A 15,605-nucleotide genomic window follows, 5' to 3' on the forward strand; every position below is an offset into this window, starting at 1 on the left:
TGGTCACAGTGAACAAACCATCGTGATCATCTGGTCAACCTGATGGGACGATTTCCCGAACACGGCTGGTGGGGCTTCGGTCTAGCCTGTCGTTAACGTCCCGGGCCGTACGCCGAAGCGGCCCGGGACGTTTTTCGTTTTCGAACACAAGCTGAGAGAAACTTCGCTCAACGCGCGGCGGGGGAGGGATGGCCGGCGCAGTCCATGCGTAGCATGGCTCCGCCACTCTTTTACTTGCATGGCTCCGCCATGACCGCCGGGTCGCGTCCAAGCGGAGCTTGACTCCGCCAAGACGCTCGCGTGCCTGCCGCGTCATTATTGTTTTTCGCCGTCGGCCGTGCGGCTCGCGCCACAACCGGCGGCGTGCGGCCTATTCGGCGGCGATCATGTGATCGACGGCCGCCTCGGCGTCCGCGGACAGGGGGCCGTCCAGCATACCCAAGGCGTGCATGTAGACTTCGAGGAGGCTCTCTTCCTCCTGGCGCTCCGTCTGGCTCTTTTTGCGCAGACGGACGATCTGCCGAAGGGTCTTCACATCGAAGCCCAGCCCCTTGGCTTCGTTGTATTTGTCGCGGATGTCATCCGCGAGGGCCTTCTTCTCTTCTTCCAGCCGCTCGATGCTTTCGATCATCTGGCGAAGCTGCTTCTGCGCCGAGGCTTGAAGCGTCGTCATGGCACCCCCTGCATCCGTTCGTTTACTGCGATGTTCGCGCGCCGGACCCCTTATCCGGCCCCGACCTTGCCCGGACGCTAGGCTTCGACTTAGCCCCCCGCAAGGAGGGGCTGCGTCTATCCAGAGGTAATTTCCCTGTGGATCATCGGCTTAGGACGCGACATCCGCCCAGTTTGTCGCGGTTGCGACGCGCCGCGGCCTTGCGCATTCCAATCCCAAGGCTTTCAATGCACCTCATCCCCTGCGGTGCTCCGCTCTCGTCGCACCTCAAAGCTGCCCGCTTTGCCTGCCAGCCTCGCCATGCTTCCCGCAAAAACCCGGCCGCGTTCAGGTTTCCGTTACGTCAGGCCGTTACACTTCCCGTGCAACCATGAGCCCGAAATTCCGATTCTTTCCGCTCGGGGCGACCCTCCTTATCGCCCTCGTCCCCGATGCCGCGCTCGCAGATCTCAAGTTCTGCAACGCCACCCAAAGCCGCATCGGCGTTTCGATCGGCTATCAGGACGCGGACGGATGGGCGACGGAAGGGTGGTGGAACATCGCGTCGCAGACATGCGAAACGCTCTTGAAAGGTGCCGTGCCGAGCCGGTTTATCTACGTCCACGCGGTCGACTACGATCGCGGCGGCGAATGGGCCGGCACCAACTTCATGTGCACCGACGACAAATCGTTTGCCATCCGCGGTGTTCTGGATTGCCCCAAACGCGGCTATAAGCGCACGGGTTTTTACGAAGTCGATACGGGCGAGGCGACCGAATGGACGGTTCGCCTCACCGATCCTGAAGATAAAGGACAAAGCGGGCAATGAGGCGTGATAGGCGGGTCAAAATCGTAGCGACGCTCGGGCCCGCGTCGTCCGCTCCGGACGTGATCGAGCGCCTGTTCGTTGCGGGCGTGGACGTTTTCCGCGTCAACATGAGCCACACGGGACACGACGCGGCCCGCGGCCTGGTGCGGACCATTCGCGATGTCTCCGACAAGCACCGCTGCTCGATCGGCGTCCTCTGCGACCTCCAGGGGCCCAAGTTCCGGCTCGGCGAGTTCGTCGACGGACGCACGCTCGTCAAGGCGGGCGAGCTTTTCCGTTTCGACCAGAGCGGAGAGCCCGGCACGTCTCAGCGTGTCAGCCTGCCTCACGCGCCGATTTTCGATGCGGTGAAACCGGGCGATGCGCTGCTCATCGACGACGGCAAGCTCCGGATGCGCGTGATCGAAAGCGGCAAGGGCGACATCGTGGCCGAGGTGGTGACCGGCGGCATCATGTCGAACCGAAAGGGTCTCTCGCTCCCCGACACCGTTCTCGCCGTGAGCCCGCTCACCGAAAAAGACCGTGAAGACCTCGACCTCGCGCTCAAGGTCGGGGCCGACTGGATCGCGCTTTCGTTCGTGCAGCGTGCCGAGGACGTCATCGAGGCGAAGCGCATCATCGACGGGCGGGCCGCCGTGCTCGCCAAGATCGAAAAGCCCTCCGCGATCGATGAAATCGACGACATCATCGCAGCCGGCGACGGCTTCATGGTGGCGCGCGGCGATCTTGGCGTCGAGATGCCGGTCGAGCGCGTGCCCGGTCTGCAGAAGAAGATCACGCGCAAGGCGCGCAGCGCCGGCAAGCCGATCGTCGTCGCGACGCAGATGCTGGAAAGCATGACCACGTCGCCGATGCCGACGCGCGCGGAAGTCTCGGACGTGGCGACCGCCGTGTTCGACGGCGCGGACGCCATCATGCTTTCGGGCGAATCCGCGGTCGGGCAATACCCGGTCGAGACCATTCAGATGATGAACCGCATCGCGCGCGAGGTCGAACACGATCCGAGCTACGACACTCTGGTTCACGCCATCGATCTTCCGCCTGTGCCGACGGGCGCAGACGCAATCGCGGTGGCCGCGCACGCCATCTCCGACACCGTGAAAGTGGCGGCGATCCTTTGCTACACGGCGACCGGGTCCACGGCGCTGCGCGTTGCACGCGAACGGCCGAACCTGCCTGTCATCGGGCTCACGCCGATTGCGCGAACGGCGCAGCGGCTGACCCTCGTGTGGGGCATCGAAACCGTGCTGACGGGCGATCCGGAAGACCTTGCCGACATGGTGCGCAAGGCAACCCGCATCGCTTACGAAGGCAACTTCGTGAAGCCCGGCCAGGGTGTGGTGATCACGTGCGGCGTGCCGCTCGGCTCTCCGGGTGCCACGAACATGATCCGCCTCGCCTTCGTGGACGAGCACGGTTTGCCGGACGGCCACGTTCCCGAATATGTGCCCGTCGGTGGCAAGGTGCCGGTGGACAAGCGTCCGCCGCCGAAGCTCGCGCCGTAACGCTCTCCGGTTTTTTTGTTTCGTACGCAAGTTGCGAGAAGCTTCGGATAAGGGGCATGGCGCCGGTGGATGGCCGGCGCAGTCCATGCGAAGCATGGCTCCGCCATGACCGCCGGGTCGCCTTGCTCCCGGGCGCTCACGCGCCATTTTTGTTTTCGGACACAAGCTGAGAGAAGCTTCGGATAACGGGCGCCGGTGAGGCGGATGCCCCGTTTCCATAAAAAGGACGGACGCTAAATACCGCGCCCCTCGACTTCCACGCGCAGATCGTCGGCGATCTTTTTCGCGCCGGGCGCCATGGGGTGCACCTTGAGCAGGCTCTCGTAGGCTTCGAGGGCTGCTTTCTTCTCGTCGAGATGATGGAGAATGTTGGCGAGGCCTTCGATGGCCTTGAAGTGCTGCGGCTCAAGCGCGAGCACGCGGCGGATGTCACCGAGCGCGCGGGTGTAGTCGTTTTCGAGATAGAAGAGGTACGCGCGGCGGTTCCAGGCCTCGGCGTAATCCGGTTGCAGCTCCACGGCCGCGTTGAGCAGTTTCATCGCCAGATCGCGCCGCTCGGCTTCGGTCGCGGCGGCGGCGCGGGCCATCAACAAATCCGCTGTCGGGCTGCCGGAATGCTGCCAGAGCTGCTCGATAGCGGTTGAGATCTGCGTACCCGTTTCCTCGTCGGGAGCGGTGGCGAGCCGTCCGTAGAGTTCTTCGAGGAGTTGCGCGCGCTGCTCGGGCCCTGTCGCGGGGGAAGCTGCGGCCTCCTTCTCCGTCCCGGCTTGGGGCGCCTTAGACTGGGGATCGGGTGCAGGTGGCACTCTGGGAGGAACCGGCGCTATGCGCGGCTCTGGCGCGCCCGGAAACGCAGGACCGGATTTAGGACCCGGCGATCCCGGCAAAGGAAGTTCGACCTGAGCGGCGGCAGGCGCGAATGCGAGGGCCAGGATTGCGGCGCTGAGGACCTTGCGGCCGGGCTTGATCTGCTTCATCCCGTCAAGATAGGGAGGACGGTGCCTGCCGTCAAAGGGGCGCTCTCATCCTCGAAGGGGCAGGCGCCCAAGCGAAACCGCCCGCACACCAGGGGTGCCGGGCGGAAGCATTACTGAACAAAGGGGGCTGCGCACATCGGCGCGCCCACCGATCAACCCTGACGGGCCTTGAAGCGGCGCTGCGTCTTGTTGATGATGTAGAGACGCCCCTTGCGCCGAACGAGGCGATTGTCGCGATGGCGCGCGCGCAGGGACTTCAGCGAATTTCTGACCTTCATCGTACCAAATCCATAGAGTCGAGGCCGGCGGATGGTGGGCACTACAGGGATCGAACCTGTGACCCCTACCATGTCAAGGTAGTGCTCTACCGCTGAGCTAAGTGCCCATCCGAGCCCGGATTGTCATGCGGAAGCGCCTCGTATACTGGCATTGAAGCGGGGTGGCAAGGACGAAGCGCAGGTCCGACCGCCGCATTCTTTCACGCCGCTAAAAGGCGCTCCACCTCGCGCACCAGATCCTTGAGATGGAAGGGCTTCGAGAGGACGCGGGCCTCCTTGGGCGTGGCGTTCTCGCTGTTGAGGATCACGGCCGCGAAGCCGGTGATGAACATGATCTTGAGATCAGGATCGATCTCTGCCGCGCGGCGGGCCAGCTCGATGCCGTCCATGCGCGGCATGACGATATCGGTCAGCAGCAGCGTGAAGGGCTCCTCGCGGAGGCGCTCGTAGGCTTCCTCGCCGTTGGCGAACGAGGTGACCTCGTAGCCCGCCTTGCCGAGCGCGCGCTCCAGGAAGCCGCGCATCGAATCGTCGTCCTCCGCCAGAAGAATTCTACACATCGGAACACGCGAGGGATTGACGGTCATGGGGAGTGGCTACCGTGGGTCGATTTATCGGGATCGGTCTCAAGAGACACATGAATCTGACGCGAATCTGACGCGAGTTTGGTAAACGGAGCGTGAACCGAATTGGCACGGAGCCCCCCTCGTGGCAGTTGCACCGATTATGTACAGCAAGCGGCGGGCCGTGCTTGCGGAGATGCGCGAAACGCTTAAATTTTTCTGCGGCTGGCGCGCCTTTCACGGCCTTTGCAGCGTGGACAGAGTGCTGCGACGTTGGCACACTGTCCCAAACCTACAGTCCAGACGCTGGCGCTTTGCGCCGATGCTGGACACGCAATCCTCGCCTCCGGCCATAAGCGGGTGCCCTCGCCGGTTGCGACGCGTCAAGCGGACCCTCTTCGTTATCAGGACCCTATGACCGCGTATTCCTCCTTCATTACCGATTTCGAGCCGCCGTTCTCGGTGCTCAAGCCCAAGGTTCAGAGCGCACCGTTCGTCCTCTGCTCGCCGCATTCCGGTCGAATTTACCCGCGCGCGTTCCTCGAACAGTCACGGCTCGATCCGATGACGCTCAGGAAGTCCGAGGATTGTTTCGTCGACGAGCTTTTCGAAGGCGCGGCCGCGCTCGGCGTGCCGTTGATTTCGGCACAGTTTCCGCGCGCCTATCTCGACGTGAACCGGGAACCCTATGAACTCGATCCGGAGCTGTTTGCGGATCCGCTGCCGGATTATGCCAACTCACAATCGGTGCGGGTGATCGGCGGGCTCGGCACGATCGCGCGCATCGTGGCCGACGGCGAGGAAATCTACGCGTCGCGCCTCAGCGTGGAGCAGGCACTGGCGCGGATCGATCACCTCTACTTTCCATTCCACGGCGCACTCGCAGAACTCATCGCCGAAACGAAAGCCCTGTTCGGTTATGCCGTCCTCATCGACTGCCATTCAATGCCGTCGGCGCAGATGGCCCAAAGCAGTGGGCCGCGCCCGGACTTCGTGATCGGCGACAGGTTTGGCGTTGCGTGCGATCCAAAACTCACGCGCACGCTCAAGGAGGCGCTCACAGGCAGCGGCTACGACGTGCATCTCAACCGGCCTTACGCCGGCGGCTACATCACCGAACACTACGGACGCCCGTTGGAGGGCGTGCACGCCGTGCAAATCGAGATTAACCGGGCGCTGTATCTCAACGAAGCGCGTTTCACGCCTGGGCGGGGCTTCCAACGCCTCAAGGCAGACCTGACGCGGATTGCCGGGACGCTGTTTTCGACGCTTCCCGCCGCCCTCGAACAGCGAGCGGCGGCCGAGTAGACGGCGCGGACAAATTCACCTGCGGCCGAGCAAGAAAAAAGGGCCGTCCAGGGTATGGACGGCCCAAGTCTAGGGAGGAAACGCCCAAGGAGGGCAGTGATCACGCGGCAAGCCGCGTTCTCACATCATCAATCTATGCTGCAGCGCGGCAATCTACAAGCCCCAGGGGCGACGATCCGTGCTGCGATGCGCCAACCGAGGTTGTCGCGCAACACTGCCCGCCGCGGCAGCATCGAGTGCGGCCGTTATACCCTATTTTTGCTGATGTTTCCGTGCGCTACAGCGCCGCAACGGGAACCCGACAAAAAAAGGGCCGTCCAGGGTATGGACGGCCCAAGTCTAGGGAGGAAACGCCCAAGGAGGGCAACGACACGGCGAGCGAAGCTCAACCATGTCGCACTGCAAAAATATCGCGACCTGCGACCCGAAATGGAAGTGCAAAAAATGCAGAGCTGCCATTACGGCGGCGAGGGGCAGAAGGCGTGAGGTCGGGTGCCGCTGTGCGGCCGGCGCGTGGAACGCGATCCCTGTCAAAAAGAGGCCGTTCGTGCGAGCGAACGGCCCAAGTCCAGGGAGGAAACGCCCGTAATGGGCTGCGGTGGAGAAGCAGTCGCTCCCGAAACCGCAGAATTTGTATGCCTCTGTTCGCGACAAGCGGCAACTTACGGCATAGTTACAGGCCGTGTTTATGGTGAATATGGTGCGCGCCCGCAACACAATGCTCAGACCTTTCTTGTTCTACTCTGAGCATATGTGTTTTGGTGAAGTGTACTTCGTCCTACTTTTGCTCTCGTCCCCGTTCAACTTAAGTCCCGGATAACAATCGTGAGTTCGCGCACCAACGCCCGCTTCGAAGATCTCCTCGTCCTCGCCCACGATCTGGCGGACCGTTCGCGGGCCGTGATCCGCCCTTACTTCCGCAAACGGCTGGATGTGGCCGACAAAGGCGGGCCCAAGGGCTTCGATCCCGTCACCAAGGCGGATCAGGCGGCGGAACGGGCCATTACCCGGCTGATCCGCGAGCGGGCGCCCGACCATGGCGTCATCGGCGAGGAGTACGGGGCGCAGCGTCCGGACGCGGCCTACCAATGGGTGGTCGATCCCATCGACGGGACGCGCTCGTTCATCACCGGCGTTCCGATGTGGGGCACGCTGATCGGTCTCCTGCACGAGGGCGAGCCGGTGCTCGGCGTGATGGACCAGCCCTTTACCGGAGAGCGGTTCTGGTCGGGCAAGCGGGGCTCTCATCTCCAGGAGGCCGGCGGGCGGGCGAGGCGGATCCGCACCCGCGCTTGCCCGCGCGTCAAGGATGCCGTGCTGATGACCACGAGCCCCGACCTGCTGGAGCCGGGCGCCGAGACAGAGGCGTTCCTCCGCGTGAAAAAGGATGCGCGTATGACCCGCTTCGGCGGCGACTGCTACGCCTATTGCATGTTGGCTGCGGGTTTCGTCGACGTCGTGGTCGAGGCTGGGCTCAAGAGCTACGATATCGCCGCGCTCATTCCCATCGTGGAGCGCGCGGGCGGGCGCATGACGACGTGGGACGGGCGGCCCGCCACCGAAGGCGGCCGGATCGTCGCCGTCGGCGACCCGGCGTTACATGAAAAGGTGATGAAGCTGCTCAATCGATAAGGGGGCGTGAGCGAGGCGCGCTCTGGTCAGGCAGCCGCTTCGCTGAGACCCATGTAGGCGTCGAAGGCCGCCCAGAAGCGCAGGCGGATGGGGTCGGCCTCCTGCAGGATCTCGTGGCGCGCCGACGGCAGCAGGACGTGGGTCCCGACCTTGAGCCCCACGGCGAAATCCTCGGCGGCACCGGACGAGACCACTTCGTCCTTGCCCGCGACGAACACCATCATCGGCACGCGGACAGAGGCCGCGAAGCCCTCCGCCGAAACAATCCCCATGGAACGGTATGCCGCGCGAAGCCAGCCCACCGTGGGAGAGCCGAGGGCGAGGGCCGGCTCGGTGTCGAGCACGGCCTTGTTGCGGTACCAACGTTCGCGATCCGAGGTGAGGATGTTGCCTTCGAAGGGCCCCTGCTCGATGGCCACATCCGAGCCGCCCCGCACGTAGTTGCGCGAAAGTCCGAGAAGGCAGCCCACTTCGGCATAGGCGCGCGCGACGGACTGCGGATAGCCCACCTTCTCATCCGCGAGCGCGATCATGGGCGCGGTGAGGATCATGCGGTCGAACCACGAGCCGGGCCGAGCCGCGTTGTGCAAGAGGATGTTGCCCCCCATGGAATGCCCGAGCGCGATGAACGGCGGCGGGCAATCGGGCAACACGATCTCGCGCATGAACAGCGTGAGGTCGGCGTCGTACTCGGCGAACGAGCGGATATGACCTTTGCGAGGATTGGCGAGTGGGCGCGACGAGCCGCCCTGGCCGCGCCAATCCATCGTGGCCACGGCAAAACCGCGCCGGCGCAAATCTGCCACGACCTCGAAATATTTCTCGGCAAACTCGCCGCGACCGCCGAGGAGGCACACCGTGCCGCGGCGGGGGCCGCGCGTGGCTTCCCAGCGCACGAACCGCAAACGCGCGCCGTCCGGCGTTTTCAACTCGCCCGGAACGGCGCCGCCCGGCACCGGATTCTTGGCCAACGCAACGAGCTTCATGGCCGGTCTCACCCCGTGTTTCCTCGCGCCGGGTGCAACGTGCAAATCACCCGGCGCGAAAGACTACCACGTCGTGACCTAGAGAACGTAGACCGCCGAGCGCGTCCCTCAATAATCGCGGACCCAGCGGTGATCGCGATAACGCGGGCGATGCTCACCGAACACCTTGTAGCTCGGGCGCGCGGAAATCAGCTCGCCGGAGCAACGGTCCACCCGAAGCGTAAACGGACGCCCCGTGTCGTCGCGCCGCGCCTTGATGCGGGTGACGCCGCGGCGCGTGCTCCGGGCGTCGATGTCGGTCCAGCCGTCGTCCCTCAAGCGCTCCTCAAGCTGCCAGCTTTCGAGACATGCAAAGCGATCGACGCGCTTCGGCGGGAGCGGCGGAGGCGCGGCCTCTCCGTATACGGGCGGCGGCATGGGAACGGGATAGCCATCCTTGATCGCGCCCTTCACGTCGGCGGGGTCGTCTTTGTAGGACTGGTATTGCGGCGGAGACGTCCGCTCGTAGGTCTCGCTCTCGTAAACGTATTCCTCGGCGTAGGGCCGATCGTTGTAGGGCGCGCCTTCGTCGGCGAAGAAGGGGTCGCCCGCGACGGCGCTCCCCGTAACGAGTGGGTTCGCTGCAAGAACAAGCGCGGCGACGACGCCGGCCGTAACGGTGGACGCTCTCATGGCTTACTCCCGTGTCTTACCCGTTGCTGAGCGCTTAACTCTGGTTGGGCCCGCAGCGTTCGGTTCAGCGCGCAGTGCCGTTTTCGAACGTCGTTCCAGCAACATGAACGGCACATGAAGGGCGCAGGTTTTGCTCCCGTCCGGTTAAAGCTGGCAGGATTGCAACACCTCATCCAACTCGCGATCGCCCACCCTCTTGAAGCCCGGCGGAGGGCTCCTAAATCCCTTGGTACGCACGCCACACGACGGGTGCGTATCCATCCCGCGGCCCGGCCTCTTCGAGGCGGGCCCCGATCAGTCGCTTCACATTGGAGGACTATTGTCATGCGACATTTCGATCTCTCTCCGCTTTATCGATCCACCGTCGGCTTCGACCGGCTCGCCCAACTTCTCGACAGCGTGGGCGGCGGCGATTTCGACGCGCCCTACCCGCCCTACAACATCGAGCGTCTCGGCGAGAACGACTACCGCATTACGATGGCGGTGGCCGGCTTCACGCCCGATGAACTGAAGGTGGACGTGAAGGAGAGCACGCTTCTCGTGCGCGGCGAGAAGAAGGCCGAAGCGGCCGACGCCGAGACACAGCGCCGTTACCTGCATCGCGGGATTGCGGCGCGCTCTTTCGAGCGCCGGTTTCAGCTTGCCGACCACGTGGAGGTGAAAGCGGCCGACCTTAAGGACGGCCTGCTGCATGTGGATCTGGTGCGGAACCTCCCCGAGCGGATGCGCCCCCGGTCGATTGCCATCGGTCACGCGGACGCGGCCAAACAGCTCGAAGCTCAATCCTAACCTTTCCCAAGCCTAGCGTTTTCCTTCTCCTCTCCTGGCGGCGACAGCAATGTCGCCGCCTCTTTTTTGTTTGCGGACGCAAGTGGCGGGAGGCTTCGCTCAATAAACGTTGTGGCCGTTGAGAGCCGGCGCACTTGCGCCGGGGGCGCGGTCGCGCCCCGAGCGCTGCCGCGCTGTTTTTGTGTGCGGACGCAAGTGGCGGGAGGCTTCGGATAAGTCCGCGCTGGCTCTTTTGGGCGCCGCCTATTTTTTGATCACAACTGAGCCGCTGTTTTTAAGCGTTCGAAACATGCTTGTGTTGCAGGATAAAATCTGCAACATTCGAAATGAAAGGTCAGCATTGCTGTCCTTTATGTGCAGACCCGCCCCAGACGGTCACTGTGTGGGCGGCTCTTGATGCGAACGAAGCGTTGCACGAATTGCCGCTTCGCCTGTGTTTTCGGAGATGGACTTCGGTGGTTGGAAAGCTGTCACGACTCGTGAGCGGTTGCCCCCCGGACGGCGCCAAAGCCTGATCAAATCAGGCTTTTGTCCCGTGCCGCCCATTCGGCCGTGACGAAAGACAGCACCAATTTCACGACCACGAGCGCACCCACTCCGACCGACGGATCGATGGGATGCCCGCAGACCCGACGCTACCGCCGGTCTGCCTTGACCACCCGAGGACTACAGTCATGACTCGCGCCACGCCTTCTCCCGGCCTCACCGAGCGTCCCCAAGCCGAGGGTCTGTTCGATCCCGCGATGGAGCGCGACGCCTGCGGCGTGGGGTTCATTGCGAACCTCAAGGGCGCCAAATCGCACCGCGTGATTGCAGACGCGCTGGCCATGCTGTGCAACCTCGAACACCGCGGCGCAGTCGGCGCCGACCCGCTCGCGGGCGACGGCGCGGGGATGCTGATCCAGATCCCGCACGCCTTCTTCAAGGACGAGTGCGCGAAGCTCGGCTTCTCCCTGCCCGAGGCGCTGCAATATGCCGTGGGGCAGATCTTCATGCCGCGCGATGCGCGCCTTGTGGCCCATTGCCAAGTCGCGTGGGAGCGGATCTGCGGCGAGCAAGGTCTCAACGTGCTCGGCTGGCGCGATGTGCCCGTCGATAACTCCTGCCTCTCCGACCTCGTCAAGGCCACCGAACCCGTCCACCGGCAGGTCTTCATCGCCCGCCCGATCGGCCTCAGCGAGAACGAGTTCGAGCGGCGTCTCTACCTCACGCGCAAGGTCGTTTCGAACGCGCTGCATAACTCCTATCGCGGGCGCGACATCGGACATTACCCGGTGAGCCTCTCGTCGCGCACCGTGGTCTACAAGGGGATGTTCCTCTCCTATCAGGTGGGTGCGTACTACACGGACCTTTCGGACCCGCGCGTCGTCTCGGCGATGGCGCTCGTGCATCAGCGCTTCTCGACCAACACGTTCCCCTCGTGGAAGCTTTCGCATCCCTACCGGATGGTCGCGCACAACGGCGAGATCAACACGCTGCGCGGCAACGTAAACTGGATGGCGGCGCGGCAGGCGTCCGTCTCCTCGCCGCTCTACGGGGACGACATCGCGAAGCTGTGGCCGATCTCGTACGAAGGCCAGTCCGACACGGCCTGCTTCGACAACGCGCTCGAATTCCTGGTGATGGGCGGCTACAGCCTCGCGCACGCCGCCATGGTGCTGATCCCCGAAGCGTGGGCCGGCAACCCGATGATGGATGGCAATCGGCGCGCCTTCTACGAGTACCACGCCGCGCTGATGGAGCCGTGGGACGGCCCCGCCGCGATGGCCTTCACCGACGGCCGGCAGATCGGCGCGACGCTCGACCGTAACGGGCTTCGTCCGGCGCGCTACATCGTGACCGACGACGACATGGTGATCATGGCGTCGGAAGCGGGCGTGATCGTCGTGCCGGAGGAGAAGATCGTCAGGAAGTGGCGGCTCCAGCCCGGAAAGATGCTGCTCATCGATCTCGAAAAGGGCGCCATCGTCTCGGACGAGGAACTCAAGGCCGAGCTTGCCTCGAACCATCCCTACGAAGCCTGGGTGAAGCAGAACCAGATCCTGGTCTCCGACCTTCCGCTCGCGAAGGGCACGGCGGCGCCGAAGTCGCGCAACGTTGCGCTGCTCGATCTGCAGCAGACGTTCGGGTACACGCAGGAGAGCCTCAAGTTCCTGATGACGCCGATGGGCGCGACGGGGCAGGAGGCCATCGGCTCGATGGGCAACGATTCGCCGATCTCGGCGATGAGTTCGAAGTCGAAGCTGCTCCACACCTACTTCAAGCAGAACTTCGCGCAGGTGACGAACCCGCCCATCGACAGCATCCGCGAGGAGCTGGTGATGAGCCTGGTTTCGTTCATCGGGCCGAGGCCGAACATTCTCGATCTCGAAGGGACGTCGAAGACGAAGCGGCTCGAAGTCGCGCAGCCGATCCTCACGAACGAGGACCTCGAACGCATTCGCCAGATCGGTGAAGTGCGCGACAACCACTTCGCGTCTATCACCATCGACATCACCTACTCGGTGGACGGCGGTCCGGACGGCATGGGACCGGCGGTCGACGTGATCTGCGCCGAAGCCGAGGAGGCCGTGCGCTCCAACCGCTACAACATCATCATTCTCTCCGACCGCCTGACGGGACCGGACCGCGTGCCGATCCCATCTCTGCTCGCGACATCGGCCGTGCATCATCACCTGATCCGGCAGGGATTGCGCACGTCCGTGGGCCTCGTCGTCGAGACGGGGGAAGCGCACGAGGTGCACCAGTTCTGCACGCTTGCGGGCTACGGCGCGGAGGCGATCAACCCCTATCTCGCGTTCGACACGCTGGCCGGAATGGCACCGAGCCTCGGCTCGGACCTCAAGGCCGACGACGTCACGAAGAAGTATATCAAGGCCGTGGGCAAGGCGCTGCTCAAGGTCATGGCCAAGATGGGCATCTCGACCTATCAGTCCTACTGCGGCGCGCAGATCTTCGACGCGGTGGGGCTTCGGACCACGTTCGTGCGCAAGTATTTCACGGGCACGCACACGCAGATCGAGGGCGTCGGTTTGCGCGAGATCGCGCGGGAGACATTCGACCGCCACGCGGCCGCCTTCGGCAACGCGCCGGTGCTGGCCAACGCACTCGACGTCGGCGGCGACTATGCGTTCCGCGTGCGGGGCGAAGCGCATGTCTGGCGGCCGAACGTCGTTGCAGATCTGCAGCATGCCGTGCGCTCAACCGATCCTGCCGACGCGCAGGCCGGGCGCATCCCCGAAAAGTATCGCGCGTTCGCGAAGGCCATCGACGCGCAATCCGAGCAACTTCTCACGATCCGGGGGCTGTTCCGCATCCGCTCGGCCGACAGCATGGGCCGCGCGCCCGTGCCCATCGACGAGGTTGAGCCTGCGTCCGCAATCGTGAAGCGTTTCGCGACCGGCGCGATGAGCTTCGGCTCCATCAGCCGCGAAGCGCACACGACGCTCGCCATCGCCATGAACCGGATCGGCGGCAAGTCGAACACCGGCGAGGGCGGCGAGGAAGTCGACCGCTTCAAGCCGATGGCGAACGGCGACACCATGCGCTCGGCGATCAAGCAGATCGCGTCGGGCCGGTTCGGCGTCACCACCGAGTATCTCGTCAACTCGGACATGATGCAGATCAAGATGGCGCAGGGCGCGAAGCCCGGCGAGGGCGGACAGTTGCCGGGCCACAAGGTGGACGCGACGATTGCCAAAGTGCGCCATTCGACGCCCGGCGTCGGCCTGATCTCGCCGCCGCCGCATCACGACATCTATTCCATCGAAGACCTGGCGCAGCTCATCTTCGACCTCAAGAACACCAACCCCGAGGGTCAGGTGTCGGTGAAGCTGGTCTCGGAAGTGGGCGTCGGCACGGTTGCGGCGGGCGTCGCCAAGGCGCGCGCCGACCACGTGACGATCTCGGGCTACGAGGGCGGCACGGGCGCGTCTCCCCTCACCTCGCTCAAGCACGCGGGCGCACCGTGGGAGATGGGGCTTGCGGAAACGCACCAGACGCTGGTCGGAAACCGGCTGCGCGGGCGCATCGCGGTGCAGGTCGACGGCGGGCTCAGGACGGGTCGCGACGTGATCATCGGCGCGCTGCTCGGCGCGGACGAGTTCGGCTTCTCGACGGCACCGTTGATCGCGGCCGGCTGCATCATGATGCGCAAGTGCCACCTCAACACCTGCCCCGTCGGCGTCGCGACGCAGGACCCGGTTTTGCGCGCGCGCTTCACCGGCCAGCCCGAGCACGTCATCAACTACTTCTTCTTCATCGCTGAGGAAGTACGCGAGTACATGGCCGCCATGGGCTATCGCTCGTTCCAAGACATGGTCGGACAGAGCGATTGGCTCGACAAGGAACGCGCCATCAGCCACTGGAAGGCGCGCGGGCTCGACTTCTCCAAGATGTTTCATAAGCCGCGCCCGCCGAAGGGCGTCGCGATCCATCATTGCGAAACGCAGGATCACGGTCTCGAAAAGGTTCTCGACAACGCACTGATCGAAGTGGCGAAGCCGGCGCTCGACGCGAAGAAGCCCGTCAAGGCCGAGTTCGGAATCAAGAACACGGACCGCACGGCGGGCACGATGCTCTCGGGCCGGATCGCAAAGCTCTACGGCCACGCGGGACTGCCCGAAGACACGATCTGGCTCACCTTCAAGGGAACCGCCGGGCAGAGCTTCGGCGCGTGGGCTGCGCATGGGCTCACGCTCGATCTCGTGGGCGAAGGCAACGACTATGTCGGCAAGGGGCTGTCGGGCGCCAAGATCATCGTGCGGCCCGATCCTAAGTCGGGGATCGTGCCCGAGGAGAGCATCATCGTCGGCAACACCGTGATGTACGGCGCGATCACGGGCGAGTGCTATTTCCGCGGCGTGGCGGGAGAACGGTTCGCGGTGCGCAACTCGGGGGCCTATGCCGTCGTCGAGGGCACGGGCGACCACGGCTGCGAATACATGACCGGCGGCGTTGTCGTCGTGCTTGGACCGACAGGGCGCAACTTCGCGGCGGGCATGTCGGGCGGCGTCGCGTATGTGCTCGACGAAGCGGGCGATTTCGACACGCGCCTCAACAAGGAAATGGTGCAGCTCGAAGCCATCGCGGAGGACGCGGCGCTGATCGCCGAGCTCGCGAAGGGCAACGGTGCGAGCGCCAGCCGCGCGCTCGCGGATGTCATGGGCGACATGCGCGAGCAGGATCTCGAACGGCTTCATGCGCTGATCGTGCGGCACGCGCACTACACCAACTCGGTCAAGGCGCAGGCGATCCTGGCCGACTGGGCCGCCTATGTGCCGAAGTTCCGCAAGGTGATGCCGACGGAGTATGCGCGCGCGCTCGCGGAACTCGCCAAGGCGCGGACAGCGGCGAACGACGTGCAAGCGCAGATCTAAGAGACCGATCGCGGAAATACAGCCTTAGATACGGGC

General features: G+C 64.3%; 12 protein-coding genes and 1 tRNA gene. 6 read left to right on the plus strand and 7 right to left on the minus strand.

Translation table 11 applies throughout. The features are described 5' to 3' along the window. Positions 1-370: 370 nt before the first annotated feature. Positions 371-673: a DUF2312 domain-containing protein gene (locus W911_RS14900; RefSeq protein ID WP_023788368.1), complete on the minus strand. Its 303-nt coding sequence runs from the start codon at positions 671-673 to the stop codon at positions 371-373. 370 nt (positions 674-1,043) lie between these two features. On the opposite strand from W911_RS14900, the gene W911_RS14905 reads away from it, so the two are divergent. Together W911_RS14905 and pyk are read left to right on the plus strand one after the other, a co-directional pair. After that, entirely contained in the window at positions 1,044-1,481 is a 438-nt protein-coding gene (locus W911_RS14905; RefSeq protein WP_023788369.1) for a DUF1036 domain-containing protein, read from the plus strand. Continuing rightward, positions 1,478-2,986, plus strand: a complete 1,509-nt coding sequence (gene pyk, locus W911_RS14910; RefSeq protein WP_023788370.1) for a pyruvate kinase — start codon at positions 1,478-1,480, stop codon at positions 2,984-2,986. The genes W911_RS14905 and pyk overlap by 4 nt, the downstream gene beginning before the upstream one ends. A gap of 233 nt (positions 2,987-3,219) precedes the next feature. Here pyk and W911_RS14915 read toward each other — a convergent pair whose 3' ends face one another. The 4 genes from W911_RS14915 to cpdR form a co-directional block, all read right to left on the minus strand. Beyond that, positions 3,220-3,963, minus strand: a complete 744-nt coding sequence (locus tag W911_RS14915; protein ID WP_023788371.1) for a tetratricopeptide repeat protein — start codon at positions 3,961-3,963, stop codon at positions 3,220-3,222. A gap of 152 nt (positions 3,964-4,115) precedes the next feature. After that, positions 4,116-4,241, minus strand: a complete 126-nt coding sequence (ykgO, locus tag W911_RS14920; RefSeq protein WP_023788372.1) for a type B 50S ribosomal protein L36 — start codon at positions 4,239-4,241, stop codon at positions 4,116-4,118. Between the two features lie 32 nt (positions 4,242-4,273). Further along, positions 4,274-4,348 (minus strand) — tRNA-Val (locus W911_RS14925). 93 nt (positions 4,349-4,441) lie between these two features. After that, positions 4,442-4,801, minus strand: a complete 360-nt coding sequence (gene cpdR, locus W911_RS14930) for a cell cycle two-component system response regulator CpdR (RefSeq protein ID WP_041318986.1) — start codon at positions 4,799-4,801, stop codon at positions 4,442-4,444. Positions 4,802-5,218: 417 nt separating this feature from the next. Between cpdR and W911_RS14935 the strand changes: the two genes are divergently transcribed. Continuing rightward, complete coding sequence (locus tag W911_RS14935) at positions 5,219-6,112, plus strand: N-formylglutamate amidohydrolase (protein ID WP_023788374.1); 894 nt, start codon at positions 5,219-5,221, stop codon at positions 6,110-6,112. Between the two features lie 825 nt (positions 6,113-6,937). Then, positions 6,938-7,744 carry a histidinol-phosphatase gene (gene hisN / locus W911_RS14940; protein WP_023788375.1) on the plus strand — a complete coding sequence of 269 codons (807 nt, stop codon included), beginning with the start codon at positions 6,938-6,940 and terminating at the stop codon, positions 7,742-7,744. Between the two features lie 26 nt (positions 7,745-7,770). Here hisN and W911_RS14945 read toward each other — a convergent pair whose 3' ends face one another. Both W911_RS14945 and W911_RS14950 read right to left on the minus strand, forming a co-directional pair. Beyond that, positions 7,771-8,730 carry an alpha/beta fold hydrolase gene (locus W911_RS14945; RefSeq protein ID WP_023788376.1) on the minus strand — a complete coding sequence of 320 codons (960 nt, stop codon included), beginning with the start codon at positions 8,728-8,730 and terminating at the stop codon, positions 7,771-7,773. 108 nt (positions 8,731-8,838) lie between these two features. Continuing rightward, entirely contained in the window at positions 8,839-9,402 is a 564-nt protein-coding gene (locus W911_RS14950) for a hypothetical protein (protein ID WP_023788377.1), read from the minus strand. 324 nt (positions 9,403-9,726) lie between these two features. Here W911_RS14950 and W911_RS14955 point away from each other — a divergent pair, with 324 nt between their 5' ends. Together W911_RS14955 and gltB are read left to right on the plus strand one after the other, a co-directional pair. Continuing rightward, entirely contained in the window at positions 9,727-10,191 is a 465-nt protein-coding gene (locus W911_RS14955) for an Hsp20 family protein (protein WP_023788378.1), read from the plus strand. A 674-nt stretch (positions 10,192-10,865) separates the two neighbouring features. Further along, positions 10,866-15,569 carry a glutamate synthase large subunit gene (gltB, locus tag W911_RS14960; protein WP_023788379.1) on the plus strand — a complete coding sequence of 1,568 codons (4,704 nt, stop codon included), beginning with the start codon at positions 10,866-10,868 and terminating at the stop codon, positions 15,567-15,569. Positions 15,570-15,605 lie beyond the last annotated feature (36 nt).

This window comes from Hyphomicrobium nitrativorans NL23, from assembly GCF_000503895.1.
GTDB lineage: Bacteria > Pseudomonadota > Alphaproteobacteria > Rhizobiales > Hyphomicrobiaceae > Hyphomicrobium_C > Hyphomicrobium_C nitrativorans.

Coding starts and splice junctions, on each gene's coding strand:
- W911_RS14935 (WP_023788374.1), top strand. CDS start 5,219: ATGACCGCGTATTCCTCCTTCATTACCGATTTCGAGCCGCCGTTCTCG.
- W911_RS14915 (WP_023788371.1), bottom strand. CDS start 3,963: ATGAAGCAGATCAAGCCCGGCCGCAAGGTCCTCAGCGCCGCAATCCTG.
- W911_RS14905 (WP_023788369.1), top strand. CDS start 1,044: ATGAGCCCGAAATTCCGATTCTTTCCGCTCGGGGCGACCCTCCTTATC.
- ykgO (WP_023788372.1), bottom strand. CDS start 4,241: ATGAAGGTCAGAAATTCGCTGAAGTCCCTGCGCGCGCGCCATCGCGAC.
- gltB (WP_023788379.1), top strand. CDS start 10,866: ATGACTCGCGCCACGCCTTCTCCCGGCCTCACCGAGCGTCCCCAAGCC.
- W911_RS14900 (WP_023788368.1), bottom strand. CDS start 673: ATGACGACGCTTCAAGCCTCGGCGCAGAAGCAGCTTCGCCAGATGATC.
- pyk (WP_023788370.1), top strand. CDS start 1,478: ATGAGGCGTGATAGGCGGGTCAAAATCGTAGCGACGCTCGGGCCCGCG.
- W911_RS14950 (WP_023788377.1), bottom strand. CDS start 9,402: ATGAGAGCGTCCACCGTTACGGCCGGCGTCGTCGCCGCGCTTGTTCTT.
- W911_RS14945 (WP_023788376.1), bottom strand. CDS start 8,730: ATGAAGCTCGTTGCGTTGGCCAAGAATCCGGTGCCGGGCGGCGCCGTT.
- cpdR (WP_041318986.1), bottom strand. CDS start 4,801: ATGTGTAGAATTCTTCTGGCGGAGGACGACGATTCGATGCGCGGCTTC.
- W911_RS14955 (WP_023788378.1), top strand. CDS start 9,727: ATGCGACATTTCGATCTCTCTCCGCTTTATCGATCCACCGTCGGCTTC.